Origin of the sequence: Vibrio sp. D404a (genome assembly GCF_030248535.1) — a bacterium.
GTDB lineage: Bacteria > Pseudomonadota > Gammaproteobacteria > Enterobacterales > Vibrionaceae > Vibrio.
Genome location: NZ_JAHGAJ010000014.1, coordinates 52,791 through 79,389 on the forward strand (window position 1 = coordinate 52,791; position 26,599 = coordinate 79,389).

Consider the following 26,599-nt stretch of genomic DNA (forward strand, 5'->3'; position numbering starts at 1 on the left):
TACCATAAATTATTGACTTACCGTATCTATGATGGTTAAATGAAACGGTGTTCGATAATTTGAAGAGTGTTATCCATGAAAACGAAATTCGCATTCGCAAGTATTGCTTTAGCCGCTATTACAACATTCAATGCACCAACAGCTGAAGCTGCAAAGGGTTTTACAGCCGAGCAATTGTGTAAGGCGGGTCTTGCTCTAGCGATCGATAAGAAACCACGTGGCATCAAAGCAACTTCAGGTCAAACGAATCAACGTATTCTCCTTAGCCTGAAAGATGGTAAAAATGATTGGGACTACCGTTGTAAGATCAATCGCAGCAACAAAACGGTAAAGCTAGAAGCTCGAGAGTTGAAGCGTAATGACAAGTTTTTAGGTCAAGCGATTCGTTATGATGTGGCAGATGCAAAACGCTCTGTTAAGGTAACAATGAAGAAGCGCAAAGGCTCGGGTTTAATCAATGAAACCTATACGAGCATTCAACTGAAGTAGTCATCGAATATACTCAGATTACATAACAAAAGAGCCATACATGTGTATGGCTCTTTGTCGTTTTATAGACGGTGTTCTAGTGACGGCGGTAGTTCCAACTCCGGAGAGCTTTGCCCACCCTGCTGAAGTTGAATGGTTTGTGTAGGGAAGGCGATATCTGCGTGGTGAGCATGCACAATCTCTAGCACCTTCAGAAGCACGTCTTGCTTTACTTCGTGAAAACGAATCCAATTGACGGTTTTGGTAAATGTATAAATAAAGAAGTTGAGTGACGACGGGCCAAATTTATCGAAGTTAACGATCAGCGTCTGCTTCGCATCAATATCGGGGTGGTTTTCTAACATCGCCTTAACATCATCGACAATAGCCTGCATCTTATCGGCATCTTCATAGCGCAACCCAATCGTTTCATGGATACGACGGTTTAGCATTCGAGATGGGTTCTCTACCACAATATTACTGAATACGGAGTTGGGTACATAGATTGGACGCTTATCGAAGGTTCTGATAATGGTCATACGCCAACCAATACGTTCCACCGTTCCTTCAATCTGACGGTCTGGAGAACGGATCCAATCACCCACTTTAAACGGGCGATCGAAGTAGATCATCATGCCACCGAAGAAGTTAGACAGCAGGTCTTTTGCGGCTAAACCGACAATCAAACCACCGACACCACCAAAGGTAAGCAGGCCCGATAGGCTTAAGCCAAAAGTCTGCATGATGGTGAGGGCACCCATGACCATGAAGAATAGGCGAAACACCTTAGCTATGGCCTGTACCGTGGTCTCATCGCGTTTCTTTTGCGCGAGGATGTATTCTTCACTATTGGTGATCATGCGTAGCGTAAACCACACAAAGGTACAGATGATGAGAATGTGCTTTAGGGTTCTGAGCCAGTTGATCTCTCCACCAAACTCGCCTTGGAGAATGAGCCCGAGAGAAACCGTACCCGGCCAGCACCAAAGCACCGTACTGATCGGTGTTTTTAATGCATCGAGTAACAGATCATCCCAGTGGAAGGCGGTCTTTTGAGCCAAGATTTCCAGTCGACTGTGAAGGATTCGCCAAGCAACCCATGCAAAGAAACTGGCAATGGTGATAAATAAGACGCTGCTGCTCCACTCATGGTGGTTGGCATCAACGTAAGTCTGAACTTGTTGAATTAATTCGTTCATGATTTGAATGCACTCAGTGATGACGCTGGTGTCATGGTAAAGCCATGGTCTAACAATATCTCCAAAAGGCATTATCGCTGCTTTTAGATGGCTTTATGCAATTACATGCTATGACAGAAAAATAAGTTGCCCGAAATTAGCAGAATTCACATTTGTTCTCTACCTTTAAAATCAAGAGATTAGAATTTTTTTCGCCGTTAGATTATGAGTAGCGACGTTCACTCTAGATTACTATCAAGCACCAATCATTGAGGATAGGGGAAATTATGACAGATAAACAGTTTGCTGTGATTGGCTTGGGCCGTTTTGGGCTCTCGGTATGTAAAGAACTGCAGGATTCTGGGGCACAAGTTCTGGCTGTCGATATCAATGAAGAGCGAGTCAAAGAGGCAGCAAGTTTTGTGTCGCAAGGTATTGTTGCCAACTGTACCAGTGAACAGACCGTCAAAGAGTTGCGCCTCGACGAGTACGACATGATCATGATTTCGATTGGCTCCGACGTAAACGCCAGCATTCTCACCACGCTTGTTGTAAAAGAGGCGGGGTCAAAAACGGTTTGGGTCAAGGCGAATGATAAGTTCCACGCCAAGATACTGTCTAAGATTGGCGCAGACCATGTCATTCTTCCTGAGCGCGATATGGGGATTAGAGTGGCAAGAAAGATGCTTGATAGACGAGTGCTAGAGTTTATCGACTTAGGCAGCGAACTGGCGTTAACCGAGATAGTCATTGGGCATAATCTGCTTGGAAGGCCTTTGTCGGATCTCAAGCTATGTCAGCAGAATGAGGTGCATGTTTTAGGTTTCAAGCGTGGTCCCAATTTGGTCAAAGCACCTGAACTCGATATCAGTCTAGAGATTGGCGATGTGGTTATTATCGCGGGTCCTAAAGACTTGTTGGCTAACCGACTTAAATCATTGTCATAAGGCGGATTATGCACTCAGTTCAAAGAAAAGGGCTGTTCTACACATTAAAGCCAGACAATAAGCCAAAGAAGGGCTCAGAGCCCAAGATTATCCTCACCAGTTTTCTCGGTGTCCTCATCCCTTCGGCTTTGCTGCTTACGCTACCTGTATTTTCTGTTACGGGCCTTTCATTTACCGACGCGCTGTTCACCGCGACATCGGCAATCAGTGTGACTGGTTTAGGCGTAGTGGATACCGGAGCTCACTTTACCCTTGCCGGCAAAATATTATTAATGTTTCTTATGCAGGTGGGTGGGCTTGGGCAAATGACCTTATCTGCGGTACTTCTGTACATGTTCGGCGTCAGACTGAGCCTAAAACAGCAAGCGTTAGCCAAAGAAGCGCTAGGGCAGGACAGGCGTGTCAATCTCAGAAGTTTAGTCAAAAAGATCATCGCCTTTGCATTGATCGCGGAGTTGATTGGCTTTGCGTTGCTTTGTTTCCGTTGGGTTCCTGAATATGGATGGTCGACCGGCAGTTTCTATGCTTTGTTCCATGCAATCTCAGCCTTCAATAACGCGGGCTTTGCTCTGTTCTCAGACAGCATGATGACCTTTGTCGATGATCCTTTGGTGATTTTTACTCTCGCAGGCTTGTTTATTTTTGGTGGGCTAGGATTCACGGTCGTTGGCGACTTAGCCTCAAATTGGCGTCGTGGCTTTAATCACCTACATCTTCATACCAAGATCATGCTCACTGCCACGCCCACCTTGTTGCTTGTTGGCACGGTGCTGTTTTGGCTATTAGAGCGAAACAATGGTGACACGATGCAAGGGCTCTCTTTTCATGGCCAATGGCTAGCTGCGTTTTTTCAATCGGCCAGTGCACGAACGGCGGGGTTTAATAGTGTCGACTTAACGCATTACACCCAACCTGCATTATTAGTGATGATCGTGTTGATGTTGATTGGTGCTGGCTCAACTTCTACGGGAGGAGGCATCAAGGTGTCTACCTTTGCGGTCGCCTTTGTGGCGACTTGGAGCTTCTTACGTCAGAAGAAACATGTGGTGATGTTTAAACGTACCGTCTCTTGGCAAGCAGTGACCAAGTCTCTCGCGATCATTGTTGTCAGTGGTGCGCTGCTTACTACCGCGATGTTTTTGCTGATGTTGACCGAGAAAGCTGCGTTTGATCGTGTGATGTTTGAGGTCATCTCTGCTTTTGCGACCGTCGGGTTGACTGCTGGCCTAACCGCGAATCTCTCCGAACCAGGCAAATACATCATGGTGGTTGTAATGGTGATAGGTCGAATAGGACCCTTGACTCTAGCTTACATGTTAGCGCGCCCTGAGCCCTCTTTAGTGAAGTACCCTGAAGATACAGTATTGACGGGTTAGTCTGTATTGAGAAACTAGGGTGATAAGAAAGAGGAAACTGGCACTCTGTTTACGATTCACCACATATGAAAAAGCCAGCGTGTTTGCTGGCTTTTGGGTGAAAGGTTAGTGGCTAGCCTTCGAACATCTCTACATAGTCCCCGTAGCCCTCTTCAGCGAGCTTCTCGACCGGAATGAAGCGCATAGCAGCAGAATTCATGCAGTAGCGTAATCCTGTTGGCTTTGGACCATCTTTAAATACATGACCTAGGTGGGAATCACCAAATCGGCTACGCACTTCGGTACGAGGGTAAATCAGTTTGTAGTCCGTTGTCGTGACAATGTAATTATCATTGATAGGCTGGGTGAAACTAGGCCAACCTGTGCCTGATTTATACTTGTCTTTCGATGAGAAAAGTGGTTCACCGGTGACGATATCCACATAGATACCTTCTTCTTTGTTATCCCAGTACTCGTTATCAAACGGGCGCTCAGTGGCGTCTTTTTGAGTCACGTTATATTGCAGTGACGTTAGTTTCTGTTTGATCTCAGATTGAGAAGGCTTAGTGTAAACCTTAACGTTTGCCGCTTGTTTTTGACCATCTAATAGTTGGCGAATGGTTTGTGGGTTTTCTGTACGGTCATCACCAAAGATTTTGTCTAGGTATTGGTCGCGACCCGAAGCGTAACGGTAGTAGTTATAACGAACTTTGCTCTTCTTGTAGTAGTCTTGGTGGTAGTCTTCCGCAGGCCAAAACTTTTTAAACTCAATCAGCTCAGTTTTCAGAGGCGCACCAAATAGGTTGGCTTCTTCGATCTCATTCATAAAGCTCTGAGCAATCTCTTTTTGTTCGGCGTTATGATAGAAGATCGCTGGACGATATTGCGGGCCACGGTCCACAAATGAGCCTTTATCATCGGTAGGGTCGATATGGCGGAAAAACTGATCAAGCACTTGTTCATAGTTGACCACACTCGGGTCGTAAACGACTTTAATCACCTCAATATGTTCGGTTTTTCCCGATGCTACTTGCTTGTAGGTTGGATTCTCTAGCTCGCCCCCCGAGTAACCCGAGACAACATCAATAACACCATTGAGTTTTTCAAGGTCGGACTCGGTACACCAGAAACACCCCCCAGCTAAAGTCGCCACTTTGGTTTCACCAGAGTGCGCTGCTTTATCCATTGTATTGGCTGTGCCTGTTTGGCTAACAAGTAACGAAAGCAGTGGTAGTGTCACCACGAGTGAAACCAATATTTTAGATAATTTCTTCATAGATACCTCATCTTGACGTTTACTCATTCGATGCTGAATGTACGAATAGAGACAGGACTTTGATGAAAAAAATTGCACTATTCACGAAAAAAATATTATGAAGGTGAAATGGTGTAGTGGTAAAAGCTCAGCTTGCGCTTCAAAACAACCGGTAGTAGGGTGGCTGATACTTTGTTATTGAACCATGATGAGTGCTTGCCACTCGATTAAGGAAAAACATGAAAGCAGAAGTAAAATGGGTAGAAGGCTTTAAGTTTCTAGGTCAATCTCAGTCTGGTCACTCTATCGTAATGGATGGCAGCGGTGGCGCCACGGCTCCTAGCCCAATGGAGATGGTGTTGATGGCTGCTGGTGGTTGTAGCTCTGTTGATGTTGTCGATGGCCTCAAAGAAGCAGGACAAGCCATTACAGGCTGTAATGCGAAGCTTGAGACAGAGCGTCGTGAAACGGCTCCAAAGATCTTCACCGCAATCAATATTCACTTTGAAGTGTCTGGTGAAAACTTGGATGAAGAGTTAGTTGCAAAGGTTTGTGCTGACTCTTTAGAGAAGTACTGTTCAGTTTGTCTGATGCTAGGCGCGGGTGTTGAAATGACCCACAGTTGGGAAATCGTCTAATAACAAGAAAGGCCACGTAATTTTCATACGTGGCCTTCATTTTTAAGTTTTGTATTGTCCGTTAATCAGAGAGCCTAATCACGTAACAGAAGTGGCTAAGTGGCTTGGTTATTTCGCTACTTCTTCAACAATCACTTCTTCAACTTGAACTTCTTCTGTGTACTCAAAGCCTGGAATTGTTGCTTCAACACGACGGTTCATCGCACGACCTTCAGCAGTGTCATTCGTCGCTACTGGGTTTTCTTCACCTTCACCAGAAGCGGTAATACGGCTAGCGTCGATGCCTTGCTCTTCGATGTACGCAGCAACGGCTGCAGCACGTTTCTTAGAGATCATCATGTTGTATTCAGCAGCACCTGTAGAGTCAGTGTGACCAACGACTTTTACATTCGATTCAGGGTGAGCCTGAAGAACAGCAATCAGAGGACCAAGCGCTGCTTTACCATCTGCTGATAGCTCAGTGCTGTTCGTCGCGAACATCTCTTGAGAGAAGCTCTCTTTTTGCTCTTTGGTGACAACAACGGTTGTTTTCTCTTCCATCACTACTTCTTCAACGACTGGTTCAGAAGGAGCTTGAGTTACTGCTGCTGCAGTCGCTGCTGCTGCCGCCGCAGAGGCTGTTGTCGCGCCTGTGCCGAAGTTGTAGCTAACACCAATAGAGAATAGGTTTGCGTTTAGATCTTGGATGTAGTTGTCATCGAAGTCATCGAAGTATTGATATTCGACACGTACAGCCCAAGCATCAGAGAACTGTTTCTCGACACCCGCACCAAGAGATAGGATGAAAGCGTCTTCACCGCCGTGAGAAATGTAAGCTGGACCACCTTTCACAAAGAAGTCAAACTCTTGCTCAACAGGGAAGCGGTACATAGGAGTCAGGGAAATGGCAATTAATGGATCGCTGAACGTTGATGCTAATCCTGGTCCGGCTGGGAAACTGGTTTTGTAGTCGCCTAAGAAGTCAGAGCTTAATTCGACCCCAATACGATCTGTAAAGTTATAACCAGAATAGATACCGGCACCTACTGCATCATCATCACACTCCGTACCGCTAACACAGGCGCTGTCTAGCCAACCAAGGCCAAGCTTAGCACCGACATAGGTGGTTGCAGCGATAGATGGCGCAGCTGCAAGACCAGAGGTCGCGATAAGTGCACACATAATTTTTGACAGTCTTTTCATAATCTTATCCTTGTGATTAATTTTTATTCTTACCTGAATCTGCCATTAATGGGCTATCGACTGTTTTGTAACACACTGCTTTCAGACGATAACTGGAGGCGCTGATCCAGTTGGAATCTATCTATATGAGCGGTATTTCTATTGTTAATCCTATTGCACATGAGAGTCAACAAAATTGTTGAAAATTATACATTTAACTAATTTTTACTTTTCATTTAATCAATAATTGCCTGCTATATATAAAGCTATAGTTCAAGCTCATGATTTTACAAATTATTTTAGCTAAAAGAGCAAAAAAACTTGCGCTACTTAATGCTTATAAAAGAAAAAATCCCGACGTCAAATAATTGACCTCGGGAATAGCAAGGAGCCTATTTTTCTTTATCGCGAAACGTCAAGCAGTCTATAGGAAGACGCTAGATATTATGGACGCTCTCCACGTAAGATACGGGCTTCAATTTGTTCAATCACTGCAGGTAGATCTGAAATTGTATCAATTAGATAGTGCGGCTTAGATTCACCCAACTTCTGTTTTGCTTTATCGCGTGCTGCTGCCAGTGTTTCTTGGTCAGCTTGTTGATACTCTTCAAACGTCAGGCCGGCTTCATTACCTGATAGCAATAAGCCTACTGTCCACATGCCAGCGTTGTGTCCTTCGTCGATACCTGGAGCGGCATCATCGACTTTAATACATGCTGCAACATTGGTAACACCTAAGTCGATAACGTTTTTTAGTGCCATGAATGGAGCAGGGCGGCCCCCTTGTGGAAGGTCGTCCGTCGCAACAACACAATCAGGGTGGTAACCGTAGTCTGCAGCAACTGGAACAAGCACATCCATCACTTGGCGTGGGTAACCTGAACATGAGCCAATTTTTACACCTTGCGATTTTAAGTCATTGACCACTTCGATAGCGTTTAAAATTGGCTCGGCGTGGTCAGCGACCTTAGCTTTTTGTAAAGGCATGAATGCCGCGTATATTGCATCAATATCTTCGGAGTTCATATCTCTACCGAATTGTGCGTTCCAACGAGCCCTAACAGAAGGTAGTTGACCTACCGCTTGGATGTGGTCCCATTTACCCAGACCCATAGGCTCACGCGCTTCCTCTAGATCGATATGGAAGTCAAAGCCTTGTTTAAATGCTTCTACGAAGATGCTGGTTGGTGCGAACGAACCGAAGTCTACGATAGTGCCAGCCCAGTCAAAAATTACAGCTTGGATTGCGGATGATTTCGTCATGATTTTGTGTCCTTTGTTAGCCTTGAGATGATCATCAAGGCTGTCGCTAATTTGTTTGTGATGATTGTGTTGAATAAGGTTAAATCTGATAACCAAAGTCTTGGCATACTTTGTCTACCGCAGCTTCAAAGATATCTAGGGCTGCATTGAGGTCGCTTCGCTCGATAATCAAAGGTGGGCTGAGTTGAGCGACGTTGCCCTGAGAGACTTTGAAGCTCAAACCTTGATTGAGGCATTGATAGAGCAGAGCTTCTGCTTCGTCATAGGCGCGTGTTTTCGTTATAGGGTCTGTGACCAGTTCAACACCCCATAGCAGACCGATACCACGTACATCACCAATGACTGGGTATCGTGCTTTCATATCGAGCAAACGTTGTTTCACAAATTCACTGTCGTCTTTCACTTTTTGCAAAAGGTTTTGCTGCTCGATGACCTGCATGGTTGCAAGCGCCGCCGCACAGCCAATAGGGCTTTTTTCATGTGTATAGTGACCTAGAGAGACTTGGGCTGCTGTGTTGTATTTGTCTTTGGTTACCATGGCAGCAATCGGTACCAAGCCACCGCCAAAGCCTTTACCAATACAGAGAATATCTGGCTCGATGTCATAAGCTTGGTGGGTAAACCATTCACCACTGCGCCCCATGCCGTTAGGGATGTCATCGATGATCAATAATACGTTGTGTTTGTCACAGATCTCTCTGATGCGCTTCCAGTACGCCTTACTTGGCACTTGCACGTCAGTGTTGCGCACCGCTTCCGCAATAAAGGCACCAATGCCTCCCTCTTTTTCAATCACATACTCAAGGTAATCAGCGTAATGGACGTCAGAGTTTTGGTCGCCGTCGCGCATTGGGAAAGCACCTCGGTAAGACACAGCTGGTGGAATGCGTTCTACGCCAGCCATAAGTGGTCCCATGCCTTCTCGAAAACAGGCTTCGCCACCAACCGAAATAGCATCTAAAGAGGCTCCGTGAAAAGAGTCCCAAAGTGAAACTACTTTAAAGTTGTTGGTCACATGCCTTGCGAGCTTGAGCGCCATACCGATGACAGAGGTGCCTCCGGGGGCGAATAACACACGGTTGAGTTCGCCACCACAGATTTGGGCTAGCTTTTCTGCACACTCAATCGCGGTTTCATTAGTAAAGCGTCGCGGAGAAAACGGCAGTGACGCCATTTGCTCTGTCACTTTCTTGATGACCTCTGGATGGCCGTACCCCAATTGGTGAACATTATTGCCATGGAAGTCCATGTACTTTTTACCTGTTGCATCCTCAATGTAGATACCTTCAGCATGTTGCAGGGTATCTAAGCAGGGTGTCGACATCGCTTGATGCAGAAATACGTCGGAATCTCTTTTTAACAAGGCTTGTGTTGCCTCATCATCCAGAGAGGCGTTCCACTCTTGTCGCGCTGGCGTTGTGTTTACATCCCCTTCACTGCGGAAGTGGGTGTGAGAGAGGCTTTCTTTTGATTCACACTGCATCATGCCGTTACTTCCCAGTACTTTGCTTTACTGATCGCACCGATTAGACGCTCAATATCAGCAGGGTAAACTTCACCTATGTTACCGATGCGGAAGCAGTCAGCGTTTGACACTTTACCCGGATAGATTACGAAGCCTTGCTCTTTAAGGCGCTCATAGAACTCTTTGAATTGGTAGTCGCTATGAGTAGGGGAGTAGAAAGAGGTAATGATCGGAGAGTGAAGGTCATCGCTCAATAACGACTCGAAACCCAGAGAACGCATTCCCGCAACCAGTGTCTTCTGGTTAGTTGAATAGCGTTGGAATCTCGCTTCGATGCCGCCTTCTTGTTCCAGTTCAAGCAGTGCTTGATAGAAGGCACGCACAGTATGCGTTGGTGAAGTAAAGCGCCATTTACCGTGGTTGGCTTCCATGCAGTGCCATTGGTCGTAAAGGTCTAAACTCAGAGAGCGAGCTTGTCCCTTACACTTTTCTAATTCGCTCTGTTTAGCGATAACAAAACCAAAGCCGGGAACGCCTTGAATACACTTATTCGCTGAGCTGATCATAAAGTCGATACCAAGCTCCGCTATATCCATAGGGATACCACCGAAGCTTGACATGGCATCAAGAATCACGGTTTTGTCGTTCTGCTTAGCGAGTTGCGCGATTTCCTTAATTGGATTGAGCATGCCTGTTGTGGTCTCGCAATGAACAATCGCTACGTGAGTAATCGTAGGATCCATCGCCAAAGCCGTTTCCATTTCGTTCAAGTCAGGTTGTGATGTCTCACCAGGAGAAACGACATGGCATGGAATGTTTAAATATTGAGCAATTTGTGCGATGCGAGCGCCGTAAGCACCGTTATCGACCACAAGCAGCTTGCTTTCTGTACTGATTACACTGCCAATCGTTGCTTCGACAGACGCTGTCCCGCTGCCTTGCATTAACACACTTGTATAGCCCGCTTGTTGAGTTGCAAGCTTCACCAGTTTATGACGGATGACCTGTACGATGTCTTTGTTGTACTCATCGTCCCATGTACACCAGTCTTTTAGCATCGCTTGGCGAACTGATTCAGAGGTAGAAAGAGGACCAGGGGTTAATAGCAAGTATTCATTTTTCATTTTGATTTCCATTTGGACTATACCAATATTTGTCGCTACTTTAACAATCGATTTTGATGGAGGTAAAGACCCAAAAGGCGAGTTTAATAAAAGCTTCATAAACAAAATGGATGACTATCTCTCTTGTGTGATGGATCTTAAAACTGCCATTTTTTGTTCATTTAATCGTCATAAAACTCGAATAGGTTAATACTCGTCATCTGGTACATACCAAGTTGGTTTGTACTCACTAATGGAAATGAAAGAATGCCAGCCAACATGGGCTGCATTCACAATTGCTATACAGTTCAACCGGAGAACATGATGAAAAACCGTTTTATGAAAGGATCACTAGCTGCACTTGTGTCACTACTGGCTACTAACGCATTTGCGGCCGAGGAAGTGACGGTTTATACGGCGTTTGAAACAGATATTTTGGCGAAGTACAAGAATGCCTTTGAAAGCGAAAACCCAGACATTCGCATCAAATGGGTGCGTGATTCGACAGGTATCATGACAGCTAAACTACTGGCTGAGAAAAATAACCCTCGTGCAGAAGTGGTATGGGGTCTCGCTGGCTCGTCGATGGCACTTTTAAAAGAAGAGGGCATTCTTCAACCATACACTCCGCAAGGGGTTGATGCACTTCGTGCTAATCTGAATGATCCACAATCTTCTCAAGCTTGGTACGGCAACGATGCATTCTTCAATGCGGTGTGCTTTAACGAAGCGGTTGCGAAACAGTTGAACTTGCCAGCACCTAAGTCTTGGGATGATCTAACTAAGCCTATCTACAAAGGTCATATTGCAATGCCAAACCCAGCGTCTTCAGGCACGGGCTATATGCAAGTATCAGCGTGGCTTCAGAACATGGGTGAAGACCAAGCATGGAACTACATGCAAAAGCTGGATAAAAACATCGCACACTACACGCACTCAGGCTCTAAGCCATGTGTTCAAGCGGGTATGGGTGAAGTGGCAATCGGTATCTCTATGGCGAGCCGTGGCGCTAAGCTAAAAACTCAAGGTGCGCCGCTATCGGTTATCACTCCTGAAGGCATCGGTTGGGAATCTGAAGCAGTTGGCCTAGTTAAATCTTCTGACGCTGCAAAGCGTGTAGTTGATTGGTCTATCTCTAAAGCGGCAAACGAGCTTTACATCGAAATGTACCCGGTTGTGGGCCACAAAGAGGTAACCGCAACAGTGAAGAACTTCCCGAATGTTGAGAAAAACATGGCGAAGATGGACTTTGCTCGTATGGGTAGTGAGCGTGCGGACGTTCTGAAAACTTGGTCAGATAAGTTCGACGCGAAATCTGAGCCAAAATCTTAATCTTACCCCTCTAAATCAAAGGAAGGCTTCGGTCTTCCTTTTTTGATCAAGGAGCCGCGTTATGGCAACAACGGCTCCTTGAGCAGATATCTATATTTAAATGTCATTTCAGTGACGTCGATTCATTTAGGTTAGCTTCCATGTCAAAACACTATTCATATTGGTTCAAACAAGCCTTGCAACAAGAGTTTGGTCAAGACACTCCACCAAGCCATGCTGGTCAACCACTGGCACAAAATATCGAAACAGACATTGCTATTGTTGGTGGTGGCTACACAGGATTGTGGACCGCCATTTTGATCAAACAGCAGCAGCCCAAAAAGCGTGTTGTGGTGATTGAAAAGGGCTTGTGTGGCAGTGGCGCTTCGGGTGCTAACGGCGGTTGCATGCTCACTTGGTCCACGAAGTATCCGACACTTAAACGTCTTTATGGAGCACAACAAGCAAGGTGGTTGGTTGAACAATCTGAAGAGGTGATTTTTGAGATTGAGGCGTTTTGCAAAGAGCATGACATTGATGCTCATTTGTACCGCAGTGGTACTTACTACACTGCAACTAACCAAGCTCAAAAAGGGGGGATGGCTCCTGTCGTTGATGAGTTAACCAAACAGGGGATCAATAGCTGGAAGGAGTGTGACCAAAACTTGGCAGAGAAAGCAGGTTCAGACAAGCATATCGAAGGCTACTATTCAGAAGCAGCAGGCAGTGTTCAACCGGCCCTATTGGCTCGAGGGCTACGAAGAGTTGCCATCGAAATGGGCGTAAAGGTATATGAAAATACGCCTATGACCCAACTTAATTATGGTCAACCCGCCCAAGTGGTCACTCCATCGGCAACGATCACCGCTAGCAAAGTAGTGCTGGCGCTCAATGCTTGGATGTTGGATCATTTCAAAGCCTTTAAACGCAGCATTGTGGTTGTCTCTTCTGACATGGTGATTACTCACCCTATCCCAGAAAAGCTTGCCGCATATGGCCCGGATAAAGGCGCGGCGGTGGTCGACTCAAGGATCTTTGTTCACTATTACCGCGATACTCGAGACGGTAGGTTGATGCTTGGCAAGGGAGGGAATAAGTTCTCGTTTGCCAATCAGGTCGACACTATGTTCAACCAGCAGACCAAGTACTTGCCGCTGCTTAAACACTCATTTCAAAACTTGTTTCCCAAGCTTGAACAACAAGATTTTGCGTACAGCTGGTCGGGCGGTTCCGATCGCTCTGTGACAGGACTGCCTTTCTTCGGCAATATCGAGAATCAATCGAACATCTATTATGGATTGGGCTATTCAGGAAACGGCGTTGCACAAACGCGTATGGGCGGCAAGATCCTCTCATCAATGGCTTTAGAAATTGACAACGAATGGACGAGAAGTGGCATGACAAAAGGGCCACTTGGTCAGTTTCCACCAGAGCCTTTTCGCTGGCTAGGGGCTATGATGGTGCGCGATGCGGTGCGTCGAAAAGAGAACGCAGAGGATGCAGGTCAAAAACCGATGTGGATAGACAAACAGTTTGCCAAGCTCGCTGGCGCAGCAAGTAAAGCGGATAAAGTCACCGACTAGTTTTGGGACATTGCTTGGTGAATAAATGAAAGGCAACTAAGTCATCTCTTAGTTGCCTTTGTGTTTATCGAAAGCTCGGTTTTTCACGGTAAACTAAATCGGTTACGGTAAACCAAGCCTATTACGGTAAACAAAGCCTGTTACGGTGAACCAAGATCGCTCCGTTCAAGTATCCTTGGAGCTTATTTAGAATTGGTAAGCTGCACTTAGCTTAACTTCTCGACCTGGTGACGGGATACCTTTAGATAGGTACGCTTCGTAGTAACGGTCTGTCAGGTTAGTAACAATAGCGCCGAATGACAGGCCTTTAACTTGTTGTACTTCCCAAGTCGCGTACACGTCTTGCAAAGTGTATTGCTCGCTTGGAGGGTAGCTGTACGTTTTGTCTTCACCTGTTTTCGTTTGTGCATCATACCATCGCAGCTTCCAGCCTGTGGTTAAACCTTCGCTCCATTCATAGCCTAAGCCTAGATTGATGTTTAATGGCGGTGTGCTTGGGAAGTCTTCATCACTGCCAGTTGAATCCGCTAAGCTGCCTTTGTACTTACCTCGAACATAAGCCACTGAGAAGTCACTGAAGAAATCTGCAATACGATATTGGCTGATTAGCTCAAAGCCATGATTGCGATAGCCGTCTAAGTTGGTATTCCAGCTTTGATTCTCGTCCGTCTCTTTATCTAGGTTTGCGCCTACGCGATTGTGCACATGGTCGCTAACGTCATTGTAAAACACCGTCAGCTCAGTTCCGATTGAATCGCTTTCATCAAAGAGCCCATCAGTAATGTTGATGATACTCGCTTGATAAGCATGAATGCGTGATACCTCAAGATCCCGAGCGGTTGCTGACGCCGCTGCACGTGCGTATTGCACTGAGTATATGTTATCGACGGTAGGGGCTTTCATCGCATACGCATATGAAAAGTTTAGGCGCGTGCTGTCTGTAGCTTCGTAGTCAAGATCGATACGAGGGCTAAAGCCTTTATGTGTTGTCTCACTGTAGTCATGCCCTGCAGCTGAATCGTTATAGTCTGGTGCGGCATTGCCTTTACCTTCACTTGTCACATACTCATATCTTAATGATGGAGTGATAGTAAAGTTCGGTGTTGCTTGGAAGTGGTCGGCCACATAGGCAGCGTAGGTTTTTTGAATACCTGAAGGCTCATAGTATGGCGTGTACCAGCCGTAGTTTTTCGCTGCTTTATCATCATATGAGGCATTAAATACCAAAGAATCACGGTCTGTTTTTTGATATTGAATGCCTGTCACTAAGGTGTGGTTACCTAAAATTGCAGTGTTGTAGACATCGACAAAATCTCGGTTGTAACTTAACCAAGATTCATGTCCATAGCTGCCCACCGAGACAAACATCTTTTCAAACGCGATGTCCGGGCGTACCCAGTGGCGATCATTTTCAGAACGTGCTGCTCGGATATTGAAGTCAATGTATGGATTTGAAGGCGCATAGTTGTACGAGATTGTGGTCGTGTTATCTGTGTATTCGTTATACACGGTATACGCATACTGTGCGGCTTCTAAAGAGCCGTACTTTTTGATGTTCCAGTCGGTAATGGTTGGCATCTCGCCGCGTCGGTTCGCCCAAGGTTTACGGCCTTCATCTTTGTAGCGAGTGTGGCTCACTTCGAATTGGTGATGGGCGTTTTGGTAACCGACTTTGAACAGCATGTTTTCTTGTTCATACCCAGAATAATCTAGATCTTTGTCCGCACCACCAACACGGATGTCATCCGAATCTGTCACCGAACCATTGGCGATATAGTAAAAGCCCGTATTGCTTCTGCCGTATAAGCTGAGGTTGTAAGCTTTTGAGTCGCCATTGGTGTTGTATCTTTCATTGACACGGAATCCAAAGCGCTCACCGGGATCCAGCAAATCATCGACGGTTTTTGTCTTGATATGAATCGTACCGCCGAATTTACCATTTAGCGCTCGGTAGTCATGAGCGCCTTTAATGATTTCCGCTTCGCCAATCAAGAATGGGTCAAAGAAAAAAGTACCATAGCGATATTGTTGGAAACCAATCGGTGCACCATCGACGAAGACAGCGATGTCGCTTGGGTCTGAAAAGCCGCGGATATTGATACGTTCGCCACCCGAGCGCGCACCGCCATCTAAATGCGCACCGGGCACAGCGTCGACAAGGGATGCAAAGTTTGAATACTGTTGTTCTTCTACCTCATGCCAGTCAATGGTGGTTTGGCCGGGTTCGGAAATCGTAATAGGTTTGGCGTATTGCACGCCCAACACTTCGACAGATTCATCAATGGTCTCTGTTGCCATGGAACCGAAAGATTGAAAGACAGCGATTGAAAGTAGACTTAACTTAAAAATGGGGTTTGAGCTGATACTCATACTGAATACTTATAGTAGTTATTTGAAGGGGGGATTATATGAATATTTATAAAATACACAAACATTAATGATATTTATTATCATTAATGTTTGGTTGTTATGGCTATTATGCCTCAGTTTTCTGGTTAGATTGGCTGCTTTGGATCTTTTGATTGGTTTATGTGACTGCACCGATTGGTAGGGTGGAAACTGCGCCAAGGTCATATTGGGCTGATAAATTGGCGGTGATATCTTCTCAATTGGCGCGCTCAATTCGTCGTTTGAATAGATTTGTGATAAAGAAACCGAATCGTTACACAAGCGCAATATAACTGTCATTTAGCTTCTATAAATTTGTCACTCAACTGAAATATTCAGGGGTTAGATTTGGTATATACCATTTAAAGAGTGCTGCAGAAAATGAGCAATTCAACCTATCTGAATATAGAAAACGTTGTAAAACAGTTCGGTCAGTTTACAGCGTTAAAAAACATCTCCCTGTCGATCGAAAAAGGGGAGTTTGTCTGTTTCTTAGGGCCGTCTGGCTGCGGGAAAACAACCCTTCTACGTGCCATTGCAGGTTTAGACTTACCTACCTCTGGCCGTATTGAACAAAACCAAGTTGAGACTACTTTCCTGCCACCAGAAAAGCGCGACTTCGGCATCGTATTTCAATCTTATGCACTTTTCCCCAACCTAACGGTGGAAGAGAACATCGCCATTGGTTTAAAAAATCAGGGGATGTCGAATAAAGAGGCATTAGAGGCGGTTGAGAGTTGGCTTGAGACCATCGGTCTGCCGGGATCTGGGCAGAAATACCCAAATCAATTGTCTGGTGGTCAACAGCAGCGTGTTGCTCTTGCACGAGCATTGGCGCTCTCTCCGGGGTTATTGTTGTTGGATGAGCCGCTTTCTGCGCTTGATGCCAAAGTAAGAACCCACCTACGAGATGAAATCTGCCAACTGCAAAGAAAGTTGGGGATTACCACCATCATGGTGACACACGATCAAGATGAAGCCCTAACCATGGCTGATCGAATTGTCGTAATGAATCACGGTGTGATTGAACAAGTCGGTGCTCCACAAGAGATCTATCAAAAGCCTGCAACACGATTTGTGGCTGAGTTTGTCGGCAGTATGAATTTCATTGAGGCTTCCATAGTAGCGGATTCTAAAATGCGTATTGCGGAATCGATGCTCACTCTGCCAAGTATCGATAACTTGACGCCAAAAGTGGGTGACCGTTTTGATATTGCTGTGCGCCCTGAGCAGATTCAATTTGTCGACCGTTTTAACGAGTCCCTGCCAGTACGTATTGTTTCGAGCGAATTTTTGGGCGCGTTTTATCGAGTTGAGTGTGAATTGCAACACGACCCGATGGCTAAACAGATAGTAGTTGATGTTCCGGTTAAAGCCTTCAACGAAATGAAACTGCGTCGTGGAGACATTCGTTATGTGGCATTAGACCAAGAAGGTCTGCGCGCATACCCAAGTAACCAGCGTCTTGCATCAAAAGATGAGGCGGCGTGATTTTCATGGAATCGACACAAATGATGCAATCCAAACAACTGATACAGCAACGCGTCTCACCTCTGCTGGCTCGAGTGAGTAAAGACAACGTTATCTTGTTTAGTCTATTGGCATTTTTGTCTGTGGTGATGGTGCTGTTCATCCTGATGCCATTATGGGCAATGCTCAAGAAAAGTGTCCAGAATGGGGAAGGGGAGTTTGTTGGTCTGCAAAACTTCGCGACCTATTTTTCGTCCGCAAGCCTTTGGCAATCCGTCGGTAACACCTTCACCCTTGGTTTATTGGTGACAGCGGTCGTTGGTGTGCTGGCGTTTGGCTATGCTTATGCTCTGACGCGCTCGTGTATGCCGATGAAAGGACTGTTTCAAGTGCTTGGTTCAGCGCCTATTCTTGCACCGTCTCTACTACCTGCTATCAGTTTGATTTTTCTATTTGGCAATCAGGGTATTGCAAAGGAAGTACTGGGCGGTCACTCCGTTTATGGTTTGATCGGTATTTCATTGGGCCTGATCTTTTGGACATTTCCCCATGCACTCATGATTCTGACCACCTCTCTTAGAACATCTGATGCGCGCCTATATGAAGCCGCACGTGCTCTCAATACATCCCCGTTGAAAACGTTTTTTGTTGTGACCTTGCCTGCTGCTAAATACGGTTTGATCAGTACTTTGATCGTGGTGTTTACGCTGGTGGTGTGTGACTTTGGTGTGCCAAAGGTAATCGGTGGTAGTTACAACGTCCTCTCAACCGATATTTTCAAGCAGGTGGTTGGTCAGCAGAACTTCTCTATGGGTGCAGTGACCAGTATTTTGTTGTTATTGCCAGCTGCGCTTGCGTTTGGTGTCGACCGTTGGGTACAGAAAAAGCAAAAAAGCCTATTTGATACTCGCTCGGTAGCTTACCAACCACAGCCGAGTGCTGTCCGCGATGGCCTATGTTTTCTCTATTGCCTAACGATTTCTGCTGCGGTAGTTATCGTATTAGGAATGGCGATTTACGGCTCTATGGTGACATTCTGGCCTTGGAATAAAGCACTGACGCTTAACAACTATAACTTTGCTGAGATGAGCACTTATGGTTGGACGCCATTTTTTAACTCCCTAACACTGGGTGCTTGGGCAGCTATCGTCGGTACCGTGTTGATATTCCTTGGTGCATACGGCATCGAGAAAGGTCGTGCATTCGCACCTATTCGTCAGGTCATGCAGATGCTGAGCGTGGTTCCAATGGCTGTTCCGGGCATGGTTCTGGGCTTAGGTTATATCTTCTATTTTAATGACTTAAATAATCCGCTGAACTTCTTGTACGGAACAATGACCTTCTTGGTGATCAATACCGTTGTTCACTACTACACAGTTGGTCACATGACGGCGCTGACTGCATTGAAACAGTTACCTGCGGAGATTGAAGCAACAGCGGCCTCGGTTAATCTACCGCAATACAAACTGTTTTTTAAGGTGACGGTTCCGGTATGCCTGCCGGCAATATTAGATATTGCAACCTACCTGTTTATTAATGCATTGACCACGACTTCTGCGGTAGTATTCCTATATTCAACGGATACTATTCCAGCGTCGGTTTCGGTACTCAATATGGACGATGCCGGTCAAACCGGTGCGGCTGCGGCGATGGCTGTGATGATTATGCTAGCGGCAGCGAGTGCGAAAGTGGTGCACTTAGTCATCAACAAGTTGTTTGAGAAACGCACACAAGCATGGCGCAAGCGATAATTCGCGGCTTGGCGAATAAGAAATAATATGTGTGGCCATGGAGCGGCTACCAGAAATAATAAATAAAAGGAAAATTGGTGCAGTACGTAAAAATTAAAGATGTCATCGTAGAGCAGATTGAGTCGGGGATGCTATCTCCAAGACAGAAGCTGCCTGCCGAGCGCAAACTCGCTGAATCATTCGATACTACACGTGTCACTTTGCGTGAAGCGTTATCGTCACTAGAGGCGGAAGGGCGCATCTATCGCGAAGATCGCAGGGGCTGGTTTATTTCACCTGAGCCATTGCGCTATGACCCAACACAAACACTCAACTTTACCAACATGGCGCTGTCGCAAAATCGTCAGCCAAAGACAGAGCTGATTGCAGCTAAGGGAATATTGGCAACGAAAGAGGCGACTCGATTGCTTAAACTGGCGCCGTTCTCTGATGTGTATCGCGTTGATCGTGTTCGTTATCTGGAAGACAGGCCAGTCGTGTATGTCACCAACTACATTCGCCCTGAGCTGTTTCCAAACCTATTGGAGTATGATCTCTCAAAATCGCTCACCGATATCTACCGCGAGCATTTTGGCGTGGTGTATCAAACCATTCGTTACCGTGTGAGTACAACGTCTTTGCTGGGTGATACCGCGCAGGCACTGAGAGCGACATCAGGCTCACCGGCGATGGTGGTTGAAAGGATCAATTATAATCAAGACGGTGAATTGATTGATTGCGATATTGAATATTGGCGACATGATGCCATCAGTATCGAGTCAATCGCTCGATTGGAACGCTGATTCGGTTCAACTCGGTAATCTGTACAGAGCATGTCGAAAGAGTCGGGGACAAACCGATTCAAATTGTTCCCTGTCAGCTGGCATACATAAGTTTGAGGTCTCTTAATTAAGAGGCCTTTTTTAACATCTTTTTTAGGGGTTATATGGAATTTTCCGCAATCATTCTGGTGATCATCTCTGCACTGTTACACGCAGGGTGGAATGTGCTGGGTAAATCAAACCAAAGCTCTGGCTCCGCCTTTTTCTTAGCGTCTAGCTTTGCTGCCGCCTCACTCCTCACCCCATATCTGATTTGGTACATCTACACCGTCGGGTTTTCGAATATTGGAATGTCGTTTTGGCAGCTGTTGCTCCTCAGTGGTATTTGTCAGGTGATCTACTTGGTAGGGCTCGGTGTTGCTTATAAGCAGGCCGATATAGGCGTAATTTACCCGATGGCCCGAGCTTTACCTGTGTTAATGGTAGGGCTAGGAACATGGATGCTTGGGTACTCACTCACCAACAACCAGTGGCTTGGCTTTGCCCTGATTACTTTAGGCTGTCTTATCGTGCCACTCAAAAGCTTTAAAGAGCTGAGACCGCGCGCTTATCTCAACTTGGGTGTGCTATGGGCGTTGATTGCGGCTATTGGCACTACGGGCTATTCGATTATCGATAAAGAAGCCTTATTGCTGTTAGATACCTTGTCTTCGGCTGACGTAAATAATAAACACGCGTCAATCTTTTATCTTGGGATGCAATTTTGGGCGATTGCCGCGCCGCTGAGCCTTTGGCTTCTGGTGATCAACCAGCGCCAAGAGTTTTCTAATGCATGGAAAATTCGCAAACAGGCGACCGCGGCGGGCGTGATGATGGCTGCAACCTATGGCTTGGTGCTGTTCGCGATGACCATGACTGAAAACGTCTCCTTGGTGGTGGCGCTAAGGCAGGTGAGTATCATCTTTGGCGTTGTGATGGGGATCTACTTTCTGAAGGAAAAGTGGCACGTAACTCGTGGTGTAGGTGTGCTTTTTATTCTGTCTGGATTAGTTATCTCATTGATTTAAATTGAAATATATATGGTGCGCCATTCTTAAAGTGTGACTTTTCACACATAGTTTCCTTATTGATAGCAAACGTTTTACCTTTGTTAAAGATGTGATCTCTCTCATAGACAGTTCGGTAAAGTTACCGGTAACATCGCACTCAACGTTACCGGTAACATAAAATAACAAACCGGATTGAGTGAAACCCATAAGGATACCCCGAATGAAAGCTATGACTAAAACGCTGATTGCTGCTTCCCTAACAGGTCTATTCGCGACTTCTGCAATGGCTGCAGACTTCAAACTGAAAATTCAATCTTCAGATCCATCTGGTGATCTGAACTTCAAAGTTCAACAGAACTGGGCTGAGCGTGTTGAGACTATGTCTAATGGTCGTATCGACATCGATCTTCTACCGGTAGGTGCTGTGGTTAAGCACACAGAGACACTAGGCGCGATCAAAATGGGTATCCTTGATGGCCAAGTCACTGCAACAGGTTACTTCTCTGGTAAAGATCCAGCATTCGGTCTTATTGGTAACATGGTTGGTGCTTGGTCTGATACAACACAACTGCTGCAATACATGAACTACGGCGGTGGTAACGAGCTAATGACTGAGCTTTACGCTCCTTACGGCGTTAAGTTTGTTGGTGCTTCGACTACGGGTGTTGAGTCGTTCATCTCGAAAGTACCAGTAGACGGTGTTGATGATCTTAAAGGTCTTAAACTGCGAGCTCCTGAAGGTCTAGTACAACAAGTATTTGCAGCGGCAGGTGCGACACCAGTTAACCTGCCAGGTTCTGAAGTATTTACTGGCTTAAGCAAAGGCGTTATTGATGCGGCTGACTACACAGTATTCTCTACTAACCAAAAAGCGGGCATGAACGACATCGCAACACACCCAGTTCAACCGGGTTTCCACTCTCTTCCTCTGATCGACATCTCTATCTCTCAGAAGAAGTGGGACAAAATGCCTGCGGATCTACAAACTATTCTGCAAACGTCTGTTCGTGACTTCTCTTACGACATGACAACTCAGCTGAAAATGGCTGACCAAGCGGCAGTGAAAGAAGCGCAAGCAAACCCAGAAATCACGATTCACAACTGGTCTGACGAAGAGCGTAAGAAGTTCCGTGAAATCGCAAAAGGTCAATGGAAAGTATTTGCTGAACGCTCTCCAAATGCACAGAAAGTATACGACTCTGTAACTGGCTTCCTAGAGACAAACGGTCTACTTTAATTCACAACGATTATCCAGGCTAAATACCTATTTTAGCTTCTCTTTTGGAGGGCACTTGCCCTCCACTTTTTTTGAGTAATACGTTATGACAGATAAAACGCCTCATGCACCCCAAGAGCAAGAAGAGCAACCAAGAAACATTCTCGACCGCGCCATAATCAAGGTCAGCAATGTTCTAAGTGGTTTGTTCATCTTCACTGTACTTATCTCTTTCTACGAAGTGGTGATGCGTTATGCGTTTGATGCCCCAACTACTTGGGTGCACGAAACCGCTTCTTTTGTTGGTGGTTCGCTATTTATCGTGGGCGGTATTTACGCCTTTGCCGCTAACAAGCACGTTCGAGTTGTTCTAATTTACGATTCAGTCTCTTCTCAAACTCGAAAATACCTCAACCTAGTACACCACGTTGTGGGTTTAGCGTTCGCTGGTATGTTGGCTTACGCCTCTTATTTCATGGTTCAAGAGTCTTGGTTTACCCCTTGGGGCGAACTGCGTCTTGAAACATCAGGCTCGGTACTGAACGCACCGTACCCAGCTCTTCTTAAAGGCATCATCTTTGTTTGTCTTTGTATTCTTGTTGTCCAGTTTGTATTGCACCTAATCCAAGAGATTGTAGGGCTAGGGAAGAAAGACGATGTTTGATTTATCTTCTATTGGCATCGCATGGGGCAGTATCCTCATGCTGGTTATGATGATCGGCTTGCTACTCACGGGTATGCAACTGGCATTCGTAACAGGCTTCGTTGCCATCTTTTTCACACTGTTTTGGTTTGGTCCAGATGCACTGCCTCTAATTGCTAGCCGTACTTACAGCTTTGCATCAGGTTATGTATTCCTCGCGGTTCCGATGTTTGTATTGATGGCCGCGCTGCTTGACCGTTCAGGCATTGCTCGCGACCTGTTTGACGCAATGAAGTCCGTAGGCCGAAGAGTTCGTGGTGGTGTTGCCGTACAGACTCTCTTGGTTGCGGTATTGCTTGCTTCAATGTCAGGTGTTATCGGTGGTGAAACCGTACTGCTGGGTATTCTTGCACTGCCACAGATGCTGCGTCTTGGTTATGACCGCAAACTCGCAATCGGTACTACTTGTGCGGGTGGCGCACTCGGTACCATGCTGCCTCCATCTATCGTACTTATCATCTACGGTATGACGGCGAGTGTCTCGATTGGTGACCTGTTTAAAGCGTCATTCCTTCCGGCATTTATCCTAGCGGGCTGCTACATCGGTTATGTTCTAATTCGTTGTAAGTTGAACCCGTCCCTGGCTCCGATTCCAAGTGATGAAGAGATCGCGGAAGACATGGCAAATCAACCGAGCTACTTCAAAGCACTGTTCTTCCCACTGCTTTCAGTAGCAACGGTTCTGGGCAGTATTTACACAGGTATCGCGTCAGTAACAGAAGCGTCGGCTCTGGGTGTTGTGGGTATCATGATTTCCGCTGCGATTCGTGGTGAGCTTAACTTCAATATGCTCAAAGAGAGTGCCATCGCAACCATGCGTACCTGCGGCATGATCATGTGGATCGGTATCGGTGCAAGCGCGCTGGTTGGTATCTACAACCTGATGGGCGGTATCGACTTTGTTGAAGAGGTGATTCTAAGCCTAAGTGGCGGTAGCCCGCTAGCAACACTACTTATCATGATGGTTATCCTGCTGGTTCTTGGCATGTTCCTAGACTGGGTTGGTGTGGCTCTACTAACGATGCCTATCTTCGTACCAATCATTACGAGCCTTGGCTACGACCCAGTATGGTTTGGTGTTGTGTTCTGTCTAAACATGCAGGTGTCATTCCTATCACCTCCGTTTGGCCCAGCGGCTTTCTACCTGAAATCAGTAGCGCCAAAAGACATCAGCCTAGGCGAGATCTTCAGTTCATTACTGCCATTCATCGGCCTACAGGTTCTGGTTTTAGGGATGGTGATTGCATTCCCTGAGCTCGCGATGTGGTGGAAATAACCCACCACCGTTAAAGACCTAAAGAATTCCCAGATTATATAGACAGCCTCCAGTGTGAGTTGGAGGCTAAGGATAGTATTGTCCAATGAAAGCGAAAAAAATCTTAGTAATGGGCGTGTCAGGCTGCGGAAAAAGCTTGATTGGTAGCGAGATTGCTAACGCTCTTAATCTGCCGTTTCATGATGGTGATGATTACCACCCACAAGCAAATGTGGACAAGATGGCAGAAGGCATTCCTTTAAACGACGATGACCGCCAAGGTTGGTTAGAAACCCTAAACAAGGTTTACAGAGACAACGATGCAGCTGTAATTGCTTGTTCAGCATTAAAGCCCGCGTATCGCGATATTCTGCGTAACAACAATCAAGAGCTAGTGATTGTGTACCTGCAAGGTTCGTTTGAGACCATTTGGAATCGTCATAAATCTCGCGAAAATCATTACTTCAATGGTGAGGCGATGTTGAAAAGCCAATTTGAGGCTTTGGTGGAACCACACAAGAATGAGGCGCTGTTTATCGATATCGCACAAGACGTGCAATCAGTTATCGATGACGCGATAGCGGAAATCAAAAAGCATGAGGGAGCACACTAATGAGCTCAAACATGAACAAATCCAATATCGCGATGATTGGCTTGGGTGTGATGGGCAAAAGCCTAGCGCTTAACCTGCTAGACCAAGGCTTCGACGTGGCAGGTTTTGATATCAGCGAATCGCACCGTGATCGAGCGGAGTCGGAAGCGTTGCAACTTAGCAAAACGCCACTTGCACAAGGTCAGACTAAGAAAGGTGCTTTTTTCAAGGCCGCTGACCTTGTTCAGGTATTAAATTCTGTGGTGAAGCCACGCGTGATTGCGCTCTCTGTTCCTGCTGGTCATATCGTAGAATCGGTGATTGATGACCTGCTAAAAGCGGGACTAGAGCAAGACGACATTGTGATCGATACCGGTAATAGTCTTTGGACAGATACTGAAGCACGTGAACAGAAATATCGTGGCAAGCTGCGTTTTTTCTCCACCGCTGTTTCTGGTGGGGAAGTAGGGGCGCGTACAGGCCCTGCTTTAATGGCAAGTGGCGACCGAGACGCATGGAACTATGTTCAACCAATGTGGGAAGCGATCTCAGCCAAGGTTGATGATAATGGCTTGCCTGTTGGTCAATTTGAGAACGGCGAACCTTGTGCTGCGTATCTAGGCCCAGCGGGGGCGGGTCACTACGTGAAGATGGTTCACAACGGTATTGAGTATGCCGATATGCAGCTTATCTGCGAGGTATACCACTTCATGTCTGAAGTACTGGCGATGCCTGCACAAGAGATCGGTGACGTATTCGCGCAGTGGAATCAAGGCGTTCTCAACAGCTATCTGATGGAGATCAGTGCCGATATCTTACAAACTCTAGACCCTACCACCAACAAGCCGTTTGTAGAGGTTGTACTGGACAAAGCGGGGCAAAAAGGCACAGGGCTTTGGACGGCAGTCAACAGCTTACAAGAGGGTGCGCCAGCGCCAACTATCGCACAAGCGGTTTTTGCTCGAGCGCAGAGCAGCCAAAAAGCGGTGCGTGTCCACGGTGCTAAGGTACTGAAAACACACGTTCAGCCAAACTGTGGCAAAGCCAAGCAAGAGATCATTGCAGAGCTGCATGATGCGTTGTACTGCGCCAAGTTGTCGGTCTATGCGCAAGGCTTTGATTTGATGAAGGCGACGTCAATCAAAGAGGGGTGGGCATTGGATTTTGCTCACATCGCTAAGATTTGGCGCGCGGGCTGTATTATTCGAGCTGTGTTCCTGCAAGACATTACTCAGGCATACCAAAATGATGCCGAGCTAGAAAGCTTATTGTTTGCTGAACGCTTTGTTTCGGAAGTGCATAATCGCTCTTGCGGATGGCGAGCGGTCGTGGCCAATTCTGCGCTTACTGGAGTGCCTATGCCTGCAATTAGCTCGGCATTGGGCTACTTCGATTCGCTTCGATGTGAGGTGTTGCCAGCGAACCTGTTACAGGCACAGCGCGATTACTTCGGTTCACATACCTACTCGCGTGTTGATAGAGAAGAACAAGAAAAGTTTCATATCACATGGAGTGAAACCCCACGTACAGAGATTGAAGCGTAACGCTTAGCATCTAAACGTCCTCGATATGGGGACGTTTTTGTTTGTGGTACTACATCAATATTTTGTGAGATAAGGCTTCAAATCCAAAGTCAGTTGGATACACTGTTACCAGTAACATAATCAATAAAAATAATAATTACATA

The 26,599-nt window shown here is 46.1% G+C and carries 22 protein-coding genes; 15 read left to right on the top strand and 7 right to left on the bottom strand.

Translation table 11 applies throughout. The features are described from left to right. The first annotated feature begins 75 nt into the window (after positions 1 to 75). Positions 76 to 489, top strand: coding sequence for a hypothetical protein (locus KI655_RS08290; protein WP_285403612.1), 414 nt, complete (start codon positions 76 to 78; stop codon positions 487 to 489). Positions 490 to 551: 62 nt separating this feature from the next. Here KI655_RS08290 and KI655_RS08295 read toward each other — a convergent pair whose 3' ends face one another. After that, the gene (locus tag KI655_RS08295) at positions 552 to 1,667 is read right to left on the bottom strand and encodes a mechanosensitive ion channel family protein (RefSeq protein ID WP_285403798.1); all 1,116 of its coding nucleotides are present in this window, start codon (positions 1,665 to 1,667) and stop codon (positions 552 to 554) included. 266 nt (positions 1,668 to 1,933) lie between these two features. Between KI655_RS08295 and KI655_RS08300 the strand changes: the two genes are divergently transcribed. Both KI655_RS08300 and KI655_RS08305 read left to right on the top strand, forming a co-directional pair. Beyond that, positions 1,934 to 2,593 (top strand): TrkA family potassium uptake protein, encoded by a 660-nt coding sequence (locus KI655_RS08300; protein ID WP_285403613.1) that lies wholly within the window; start codon positions 1,934 to 1,936, stop codon positions 2,591 to 2,593. Between the two features lie 8 nt (positions 2,594 to 2,601). After that, positions 2,602 to 3,969: a TrkH family potassium uptake protein gene (locus tag KI655_RS08305; RefSeq protein ID WP_285403615.1), complete on the top strand. Its 1,368-nt coding sequence runs from the start codon at positions 2,602 to 2,604 to the stop codon at positions 3,967 to 3,969. Between the two features lie 112 nt (positions 3,970 to 4,081). Here KI655_RS08305 and msrB read toward each other — a convergent pair whose 3' ends face one another. Next, entirely contained in the window at positions 4,082 to 5,224 is a 1,143-nt protein-coding gene (gene msrB, locus KI655_RS08310; RefSeq protein WP_285403616.1) for a peptide-methionine (R)-S-oxide reductase MsrB, read from the bottom strand. Between the two features lie 218 nt (positions 5,225 to 5,442). Between msrB and KI655_RS08315 the strand changes: the two genes are divergently transcribed. Beyond that, positions 5,443 to 5,841: an OsmC family protein gene (locus KI655_RS08315; RefSeq protein ID WP_285403618.1), complete on the top strand. Its 399-nt coding sequence runs from the start codon at positions 5,443 to 5,445 to the stop codon at positions 5,839 to 5,841. A 108-nt stretch (positions 5,842 to 5,949) separates the two neighbouring features. On the opposite strand, the gene KI655_RS08320 is transcribed toward KI655_RS08315, so the two are convergent. The 4 genes from KI655_RS08320 to phnW all read right to left on the bottom strand — a co-directional run bounded on the left by KI655_RS08320 (position 5,950) and on the right by phnW (position 10,854). Then, positions 5,950 to 7,023, bottom strand: a complete 1,074-nt coding sequence (locus KI655_RS08320; protein WP_285403620.1) for an OmpA family protein — start codon at positions 7,021 to 7,023, stop codon at positions 5,950 to 5,952. A gap of 423 nt (positions 7,024 to 7,446) precedes the next feature. After that, positions 7,447 to 8,265, bottom strand: a complete 819-nt coding sequence (phnX, locus tag KI655_RS08325; protein ID WP_285403621.1) for a phosphonoacetaldehyde hydrolase — start codon at positions 8,263 to 8,265, stop codon at positions 7,447 to 7,449. Between the two features lie 79 nt (positions 8,266 to 8,344). Further along, positions 8,345 to 9,751, bottom strand: coding sequence for an aspartate aminotransferase family protein (locus tag KI655_RS08330; protein ID WP_285403622.1), 1,407 nt, complete (start codon positions 9,749 to 9,751; stop codon positions 8,345 to 8,347). Continuing rightward, complete coding sequence (gene phnW, locus KI655_RS08335) at positions 9,748 to 10,854, bottom strand: 2-aminoethylphosphonate--pyruvate transaminase (protein ID WP_285403623.1); 1,107 nt, start codon at positions 10,852 to 10,854, stop codon at positions 9,748 to 9,750. Before phnW ends, KI655_RS08330 begins: the two co-directional genes overlap by 4 nt. Before the next feature lie 300 nt (positions 10,855 to 11,154). Here phnW and KI655_RS08340 point away from each other — a divergent pair, with 300 nt between their 5' ends. Both KI655_RS08340 and KI655_RS08345 read left to right on the top strand, forming a co-directional pair. Continuing rightward, positions 11,155 to 12,165 carry a putative 2-aminoethylphosphonate ABC transporter substrate-binding protein gene (locus KI655_RS08340; RefSeq protein WP_285403799.1) on the top strand — a complete coding sequence of 337 codons (1,011 nt, stop codon included), beginning with the start codon at positions 11,155 to 11,157 and terminating at the stop codon, positions 12,163 to 12,165. A gap of 140 nt (positions 12,166 to 12,305) precedes the next feature. Then, positions 12,306 to 13,727, top strand: a complete 1,422-nt coding sequence (locus KI655_RS08345) for an FAD-dependent oxidoreductase (protein ID WP_285403625.1) — start codon at positions 12,306 to 12,308, stop codon at positions 13,725 to 13,727. Positions 13,728 to 13,913: 186 nt separating this feature from the next. Here the strand turns inward: KI655_RS08345 and KI655_RS08350 are convergent, their stop codons facing one another. Continuing rightward, positions 13,914 to 16,097, bottom strand: coding sequence for a TonB-dependent receptor domain-containing protein (locus KI655_RS08350; protein WP_285403627.1), 2,184 nt, complete (start codon positions 16,095 to 16,097; stop codon positions 13,914 to 13,916). Between the two features lie 399 nt (positions 16,098 to 16,496). On the opposite strand from KI655_RS08350, the gene KI655_RS08355 reads away from it, so the two are divergent. The 9 genes from KI655_RS08355 to gndA all read left to right on the top strand — a co-directional run bounded on the left by KI655_RS08355 (position 16,497) and on the right by gndA (position 26,456). Then, positions 16,497 to 17,606 carry a putative 2-aminoethylphosphonate ABC transporter ATP-binding protein gene (locus KI655_RS08355; protein ID WP_285403628.1) on the top strand — a complete coding sequence of 370 codons (1,110 nt, stop codon included), beginning with the start codon at positions 16,497 to 16,499 and terminating at the stop codon, positions 17,604 to 17,606. A 20-nt stretch (positions 17,607 to 17,626) separates the two neighbouring features. Next, positions 17,627 to 19,336 carry a putative 2-aminoethylphosphonate ABC transporter permease subunit gene (locus KI655_RS08360; RefSeq protein ID WP_285403630.1) on the top strand — a complete coding sequence of 570 codons (1,710 nt, stop codon included), beginning with the start codon at positions 17,627 to 17,629 and terminating at the stop codon, positions 19,334 to 19,336. Positions 19,337 to 19,413: 77 nt separating this feature from the next. Continuing rightward, entirely contained in the window at positions 19,414 to 20,118 is a 705-nt protein-coding gene (gene phnR, locus KI655_RS08365) for a phosphonate utilization transcriptional regulator PhnR (protein ID WP_285403631.1), read from the top strand. 143 nt (positions 20,119 to 20,261) lie between these two features. Next, complete coding sequence (locus KI655_RS08370; RefSeq protein WP_285403633.1) at positions 20,262 to 21,164, top strand: EamA family transporter; 903 nt, start codon at positions 20,262 to 20,264, stop codon at positions 21,162 to 21,164. Between the two features lie 202 nt (positions 21,165 to 21,366). Then, entirely contained in the window at positions 21,367 to 22,383 is a 1,017-nt protein-coding gene (locus tag KI655_RS08375; RefSeq protein ID WP_032550292.1) for a TRAP transporter substrate-binding protein, read from the top strand. Between the two features lie 85 nt (positions 22,384 to 22,468). Continuing rightward, positions 22,469 to 23,026 (top strand): TRAP transporter small permease subunit, encoded by a 558-nt coding sequence (locus KI655_RS08380; RefSeq protein ID WP_285403635.1) that lies wholly within the window; start codon positions 22,469 to 22,471, stop codon positions 23,024 to 23,026. Further along, entirely contained in the window at positions 23,019 to 24,341 is a 1,323-nt protein-coding gene (locus KI655_RS08385) for a TRAP transporter large permease subunit (protein ID WP_285403637.1), read from the top strand. Before KI655_RS08380 ends, KI655_RS08385 begins: the two co-directional genes overlap by 8 nt. A gap of 85 nt (positions 24,342 to 24,426) precedes the next feature. Continuing rightward, positions 24,427 to 24,933 carry a gluconokinase gene (locus KI655_RS08390; RefSeq protein ID WP_285403638.1) on the top strand — a complete coding sequence of 169 codons (507 nt, stop codon included), beginning with the start codon at positions 24,427 to 24,429 and terminating at the stop codon, positions 24,931 to 24,933. 11 nt (positions 24,934 to 24,944) lie between these two features. After that, positions 24,945 to 26,456 (top strand): NADP-dependent phosphogluconate dehydrogenase, encoded by a 1,512-nt coding sequence (gene gndA / locus KI655_RS08395; protein WP_285403800.1) that lies wholly within the window; start codon positions 24,945 to 24,947, stop codon positions 26,454 to 26,456. Positions 26,457 to 26,599 lie beyond the last annotated feature (143 nt).

Bases quoted from the DNA above. Each gene is read 5' to 3' on its own strand.
- phnX (WP_285403621.1), bottom strand. From the start codon at position 8,265: ATGACGAAATCATCCGCAATCCAAGCTGTAATTTTTGACTGGGCTGGC.
- phnW (WP_285403623.1), bottom strand. From the start codon at position 10,854: ATGAAAAATGAATACTTGCTATTAACCCCTGGTCCTCTTTCTACCTCT.
- msrB (WP_285403616.1), bottom strand. From the start codon at position 5,224: ATGAAGAAATTATCTAAAATATTGGTTTCACTCGTGGTGACACTACCA.
- KI655_RS08390 (WP_285403638.1), top strand. From the start codon at position 24,427: ATGAAAGCGAAAAAAATCTTAGTAATGGGCGTGTCAGGCTGCGGAAAA.
- KI655_RS08290 (WP_285403612.1), top strand. From the start codon at position 76: ATGAAAACGAAATTCGCATTCGCAAGTATTGCTTTAGCCGCTATTACA.
- KI655_RS08340 (WP_285403799.1), top strand. From the start codon at position 11,155: ATGATGAAAAACCGTTTTATGAAAGGATCACTAGCTGCACTTGTGTCA.
- KI655_RS08355 (WP_285403628.1), top strand. From the start codon at position 16,497: ATGAGCAATTCAACCTATCTGAATATAGAAAACGTTGTAAAACAGTTC.
- KI655_RS08315 (WP_285403618.1), top strand. From the start codon at position 5,443: ATGAAAGCAGAAGTAAAATGGGTAGAAGGCTTTAAGTTTCTAGGTCAA.
- KI655_RS08350 (WP_285403627.1), bottom strand. From the start codon at position 16,097: ATGAGTATCAGCTCAAACCCCATTTTTAAGTTAAGTCTACTTTCAATC.
- KI655_RS08375 (WP_032550292.1), top strand. From the start codon at position 21,367: ATGAAAGCTATGACTAAAACGCTGATTGCTGCTTCCCTAACAGGTCTA.
- KI655_RS08330 (WP_285403622.1), bottom strand. From the start codon at position 9,751: ATGATGCAGTGTGAATCAAAAGAAAGCCTCTCTCACACCCACTTCCGC.
- KI655_RS08295 (WP_285403798.1), bottom strand. From the start codon at position 1,667: ATGAACGAATTAATTCAACAAGTTCAGACTTACGTTGATGCCAACCAC.
- KI655_RS08305 (WP_285403615.1), top strand. From the start codon at position 2,602: ATGCACTCAGTTCAAAGAAAAGGGCTGTTCTACACATTAAAGCCAGAC.
- KI655_RS08380 (WP_285403635.1), top strand. From the start codon at position 22,469: ATGACAGATAAAACGCCTCATGCACCCCAAGAGCAAGAAGAGCAACCA.
- KI655_RS08320 (WP_285403620.1), bottom strand. From the start codon at position 7,023: ATGAAAAGACTGTCAAAAATTATGTGTGCACTTATCGCGACCTCTGGT.
- KI655_RS08300 (WP_285403613.1), top strand. From the start codon at position 1,934: ATGACAGATAAACAGTTTGCTGTGATTGGCTTGGGCCGTTTTGGGCTC.
- KI655_RS08385 (WP_285403637.1), top strand. From the start codon at position 23,019: ATGTTTGATTTATCTTCTATTGGCATCGCATGGGGCAGTATCCTCATG.
- gndA (WP_285403800.1), top strand. From the start codon at position 24,945: ATGAACAAATCCAATATCGCGATGATTGGCTTGGGTGTGATGGGCAAA.
- KI655_RS08370 (WP_285403633.1), top strand. From the start codon at position 20,262: ATGGAATTTTCCGCAATCATTCTGGTGATCATCTCTGCACTGTTACAC.
- KI655_RS08360 (WP_285403630.1), top strand. From the start codon at position 17,627: ATGATGCAATCCAAACAACTGATACAGCAACGCGTCTCACCTCTGCTG.
- KI655_RS08345 (WP_285403625.1), top strand. From the start codon at position 12,306: ATGTCAAAACACTATTCATATTGGTTCAAACAAGCCTTGCAACAAGAG.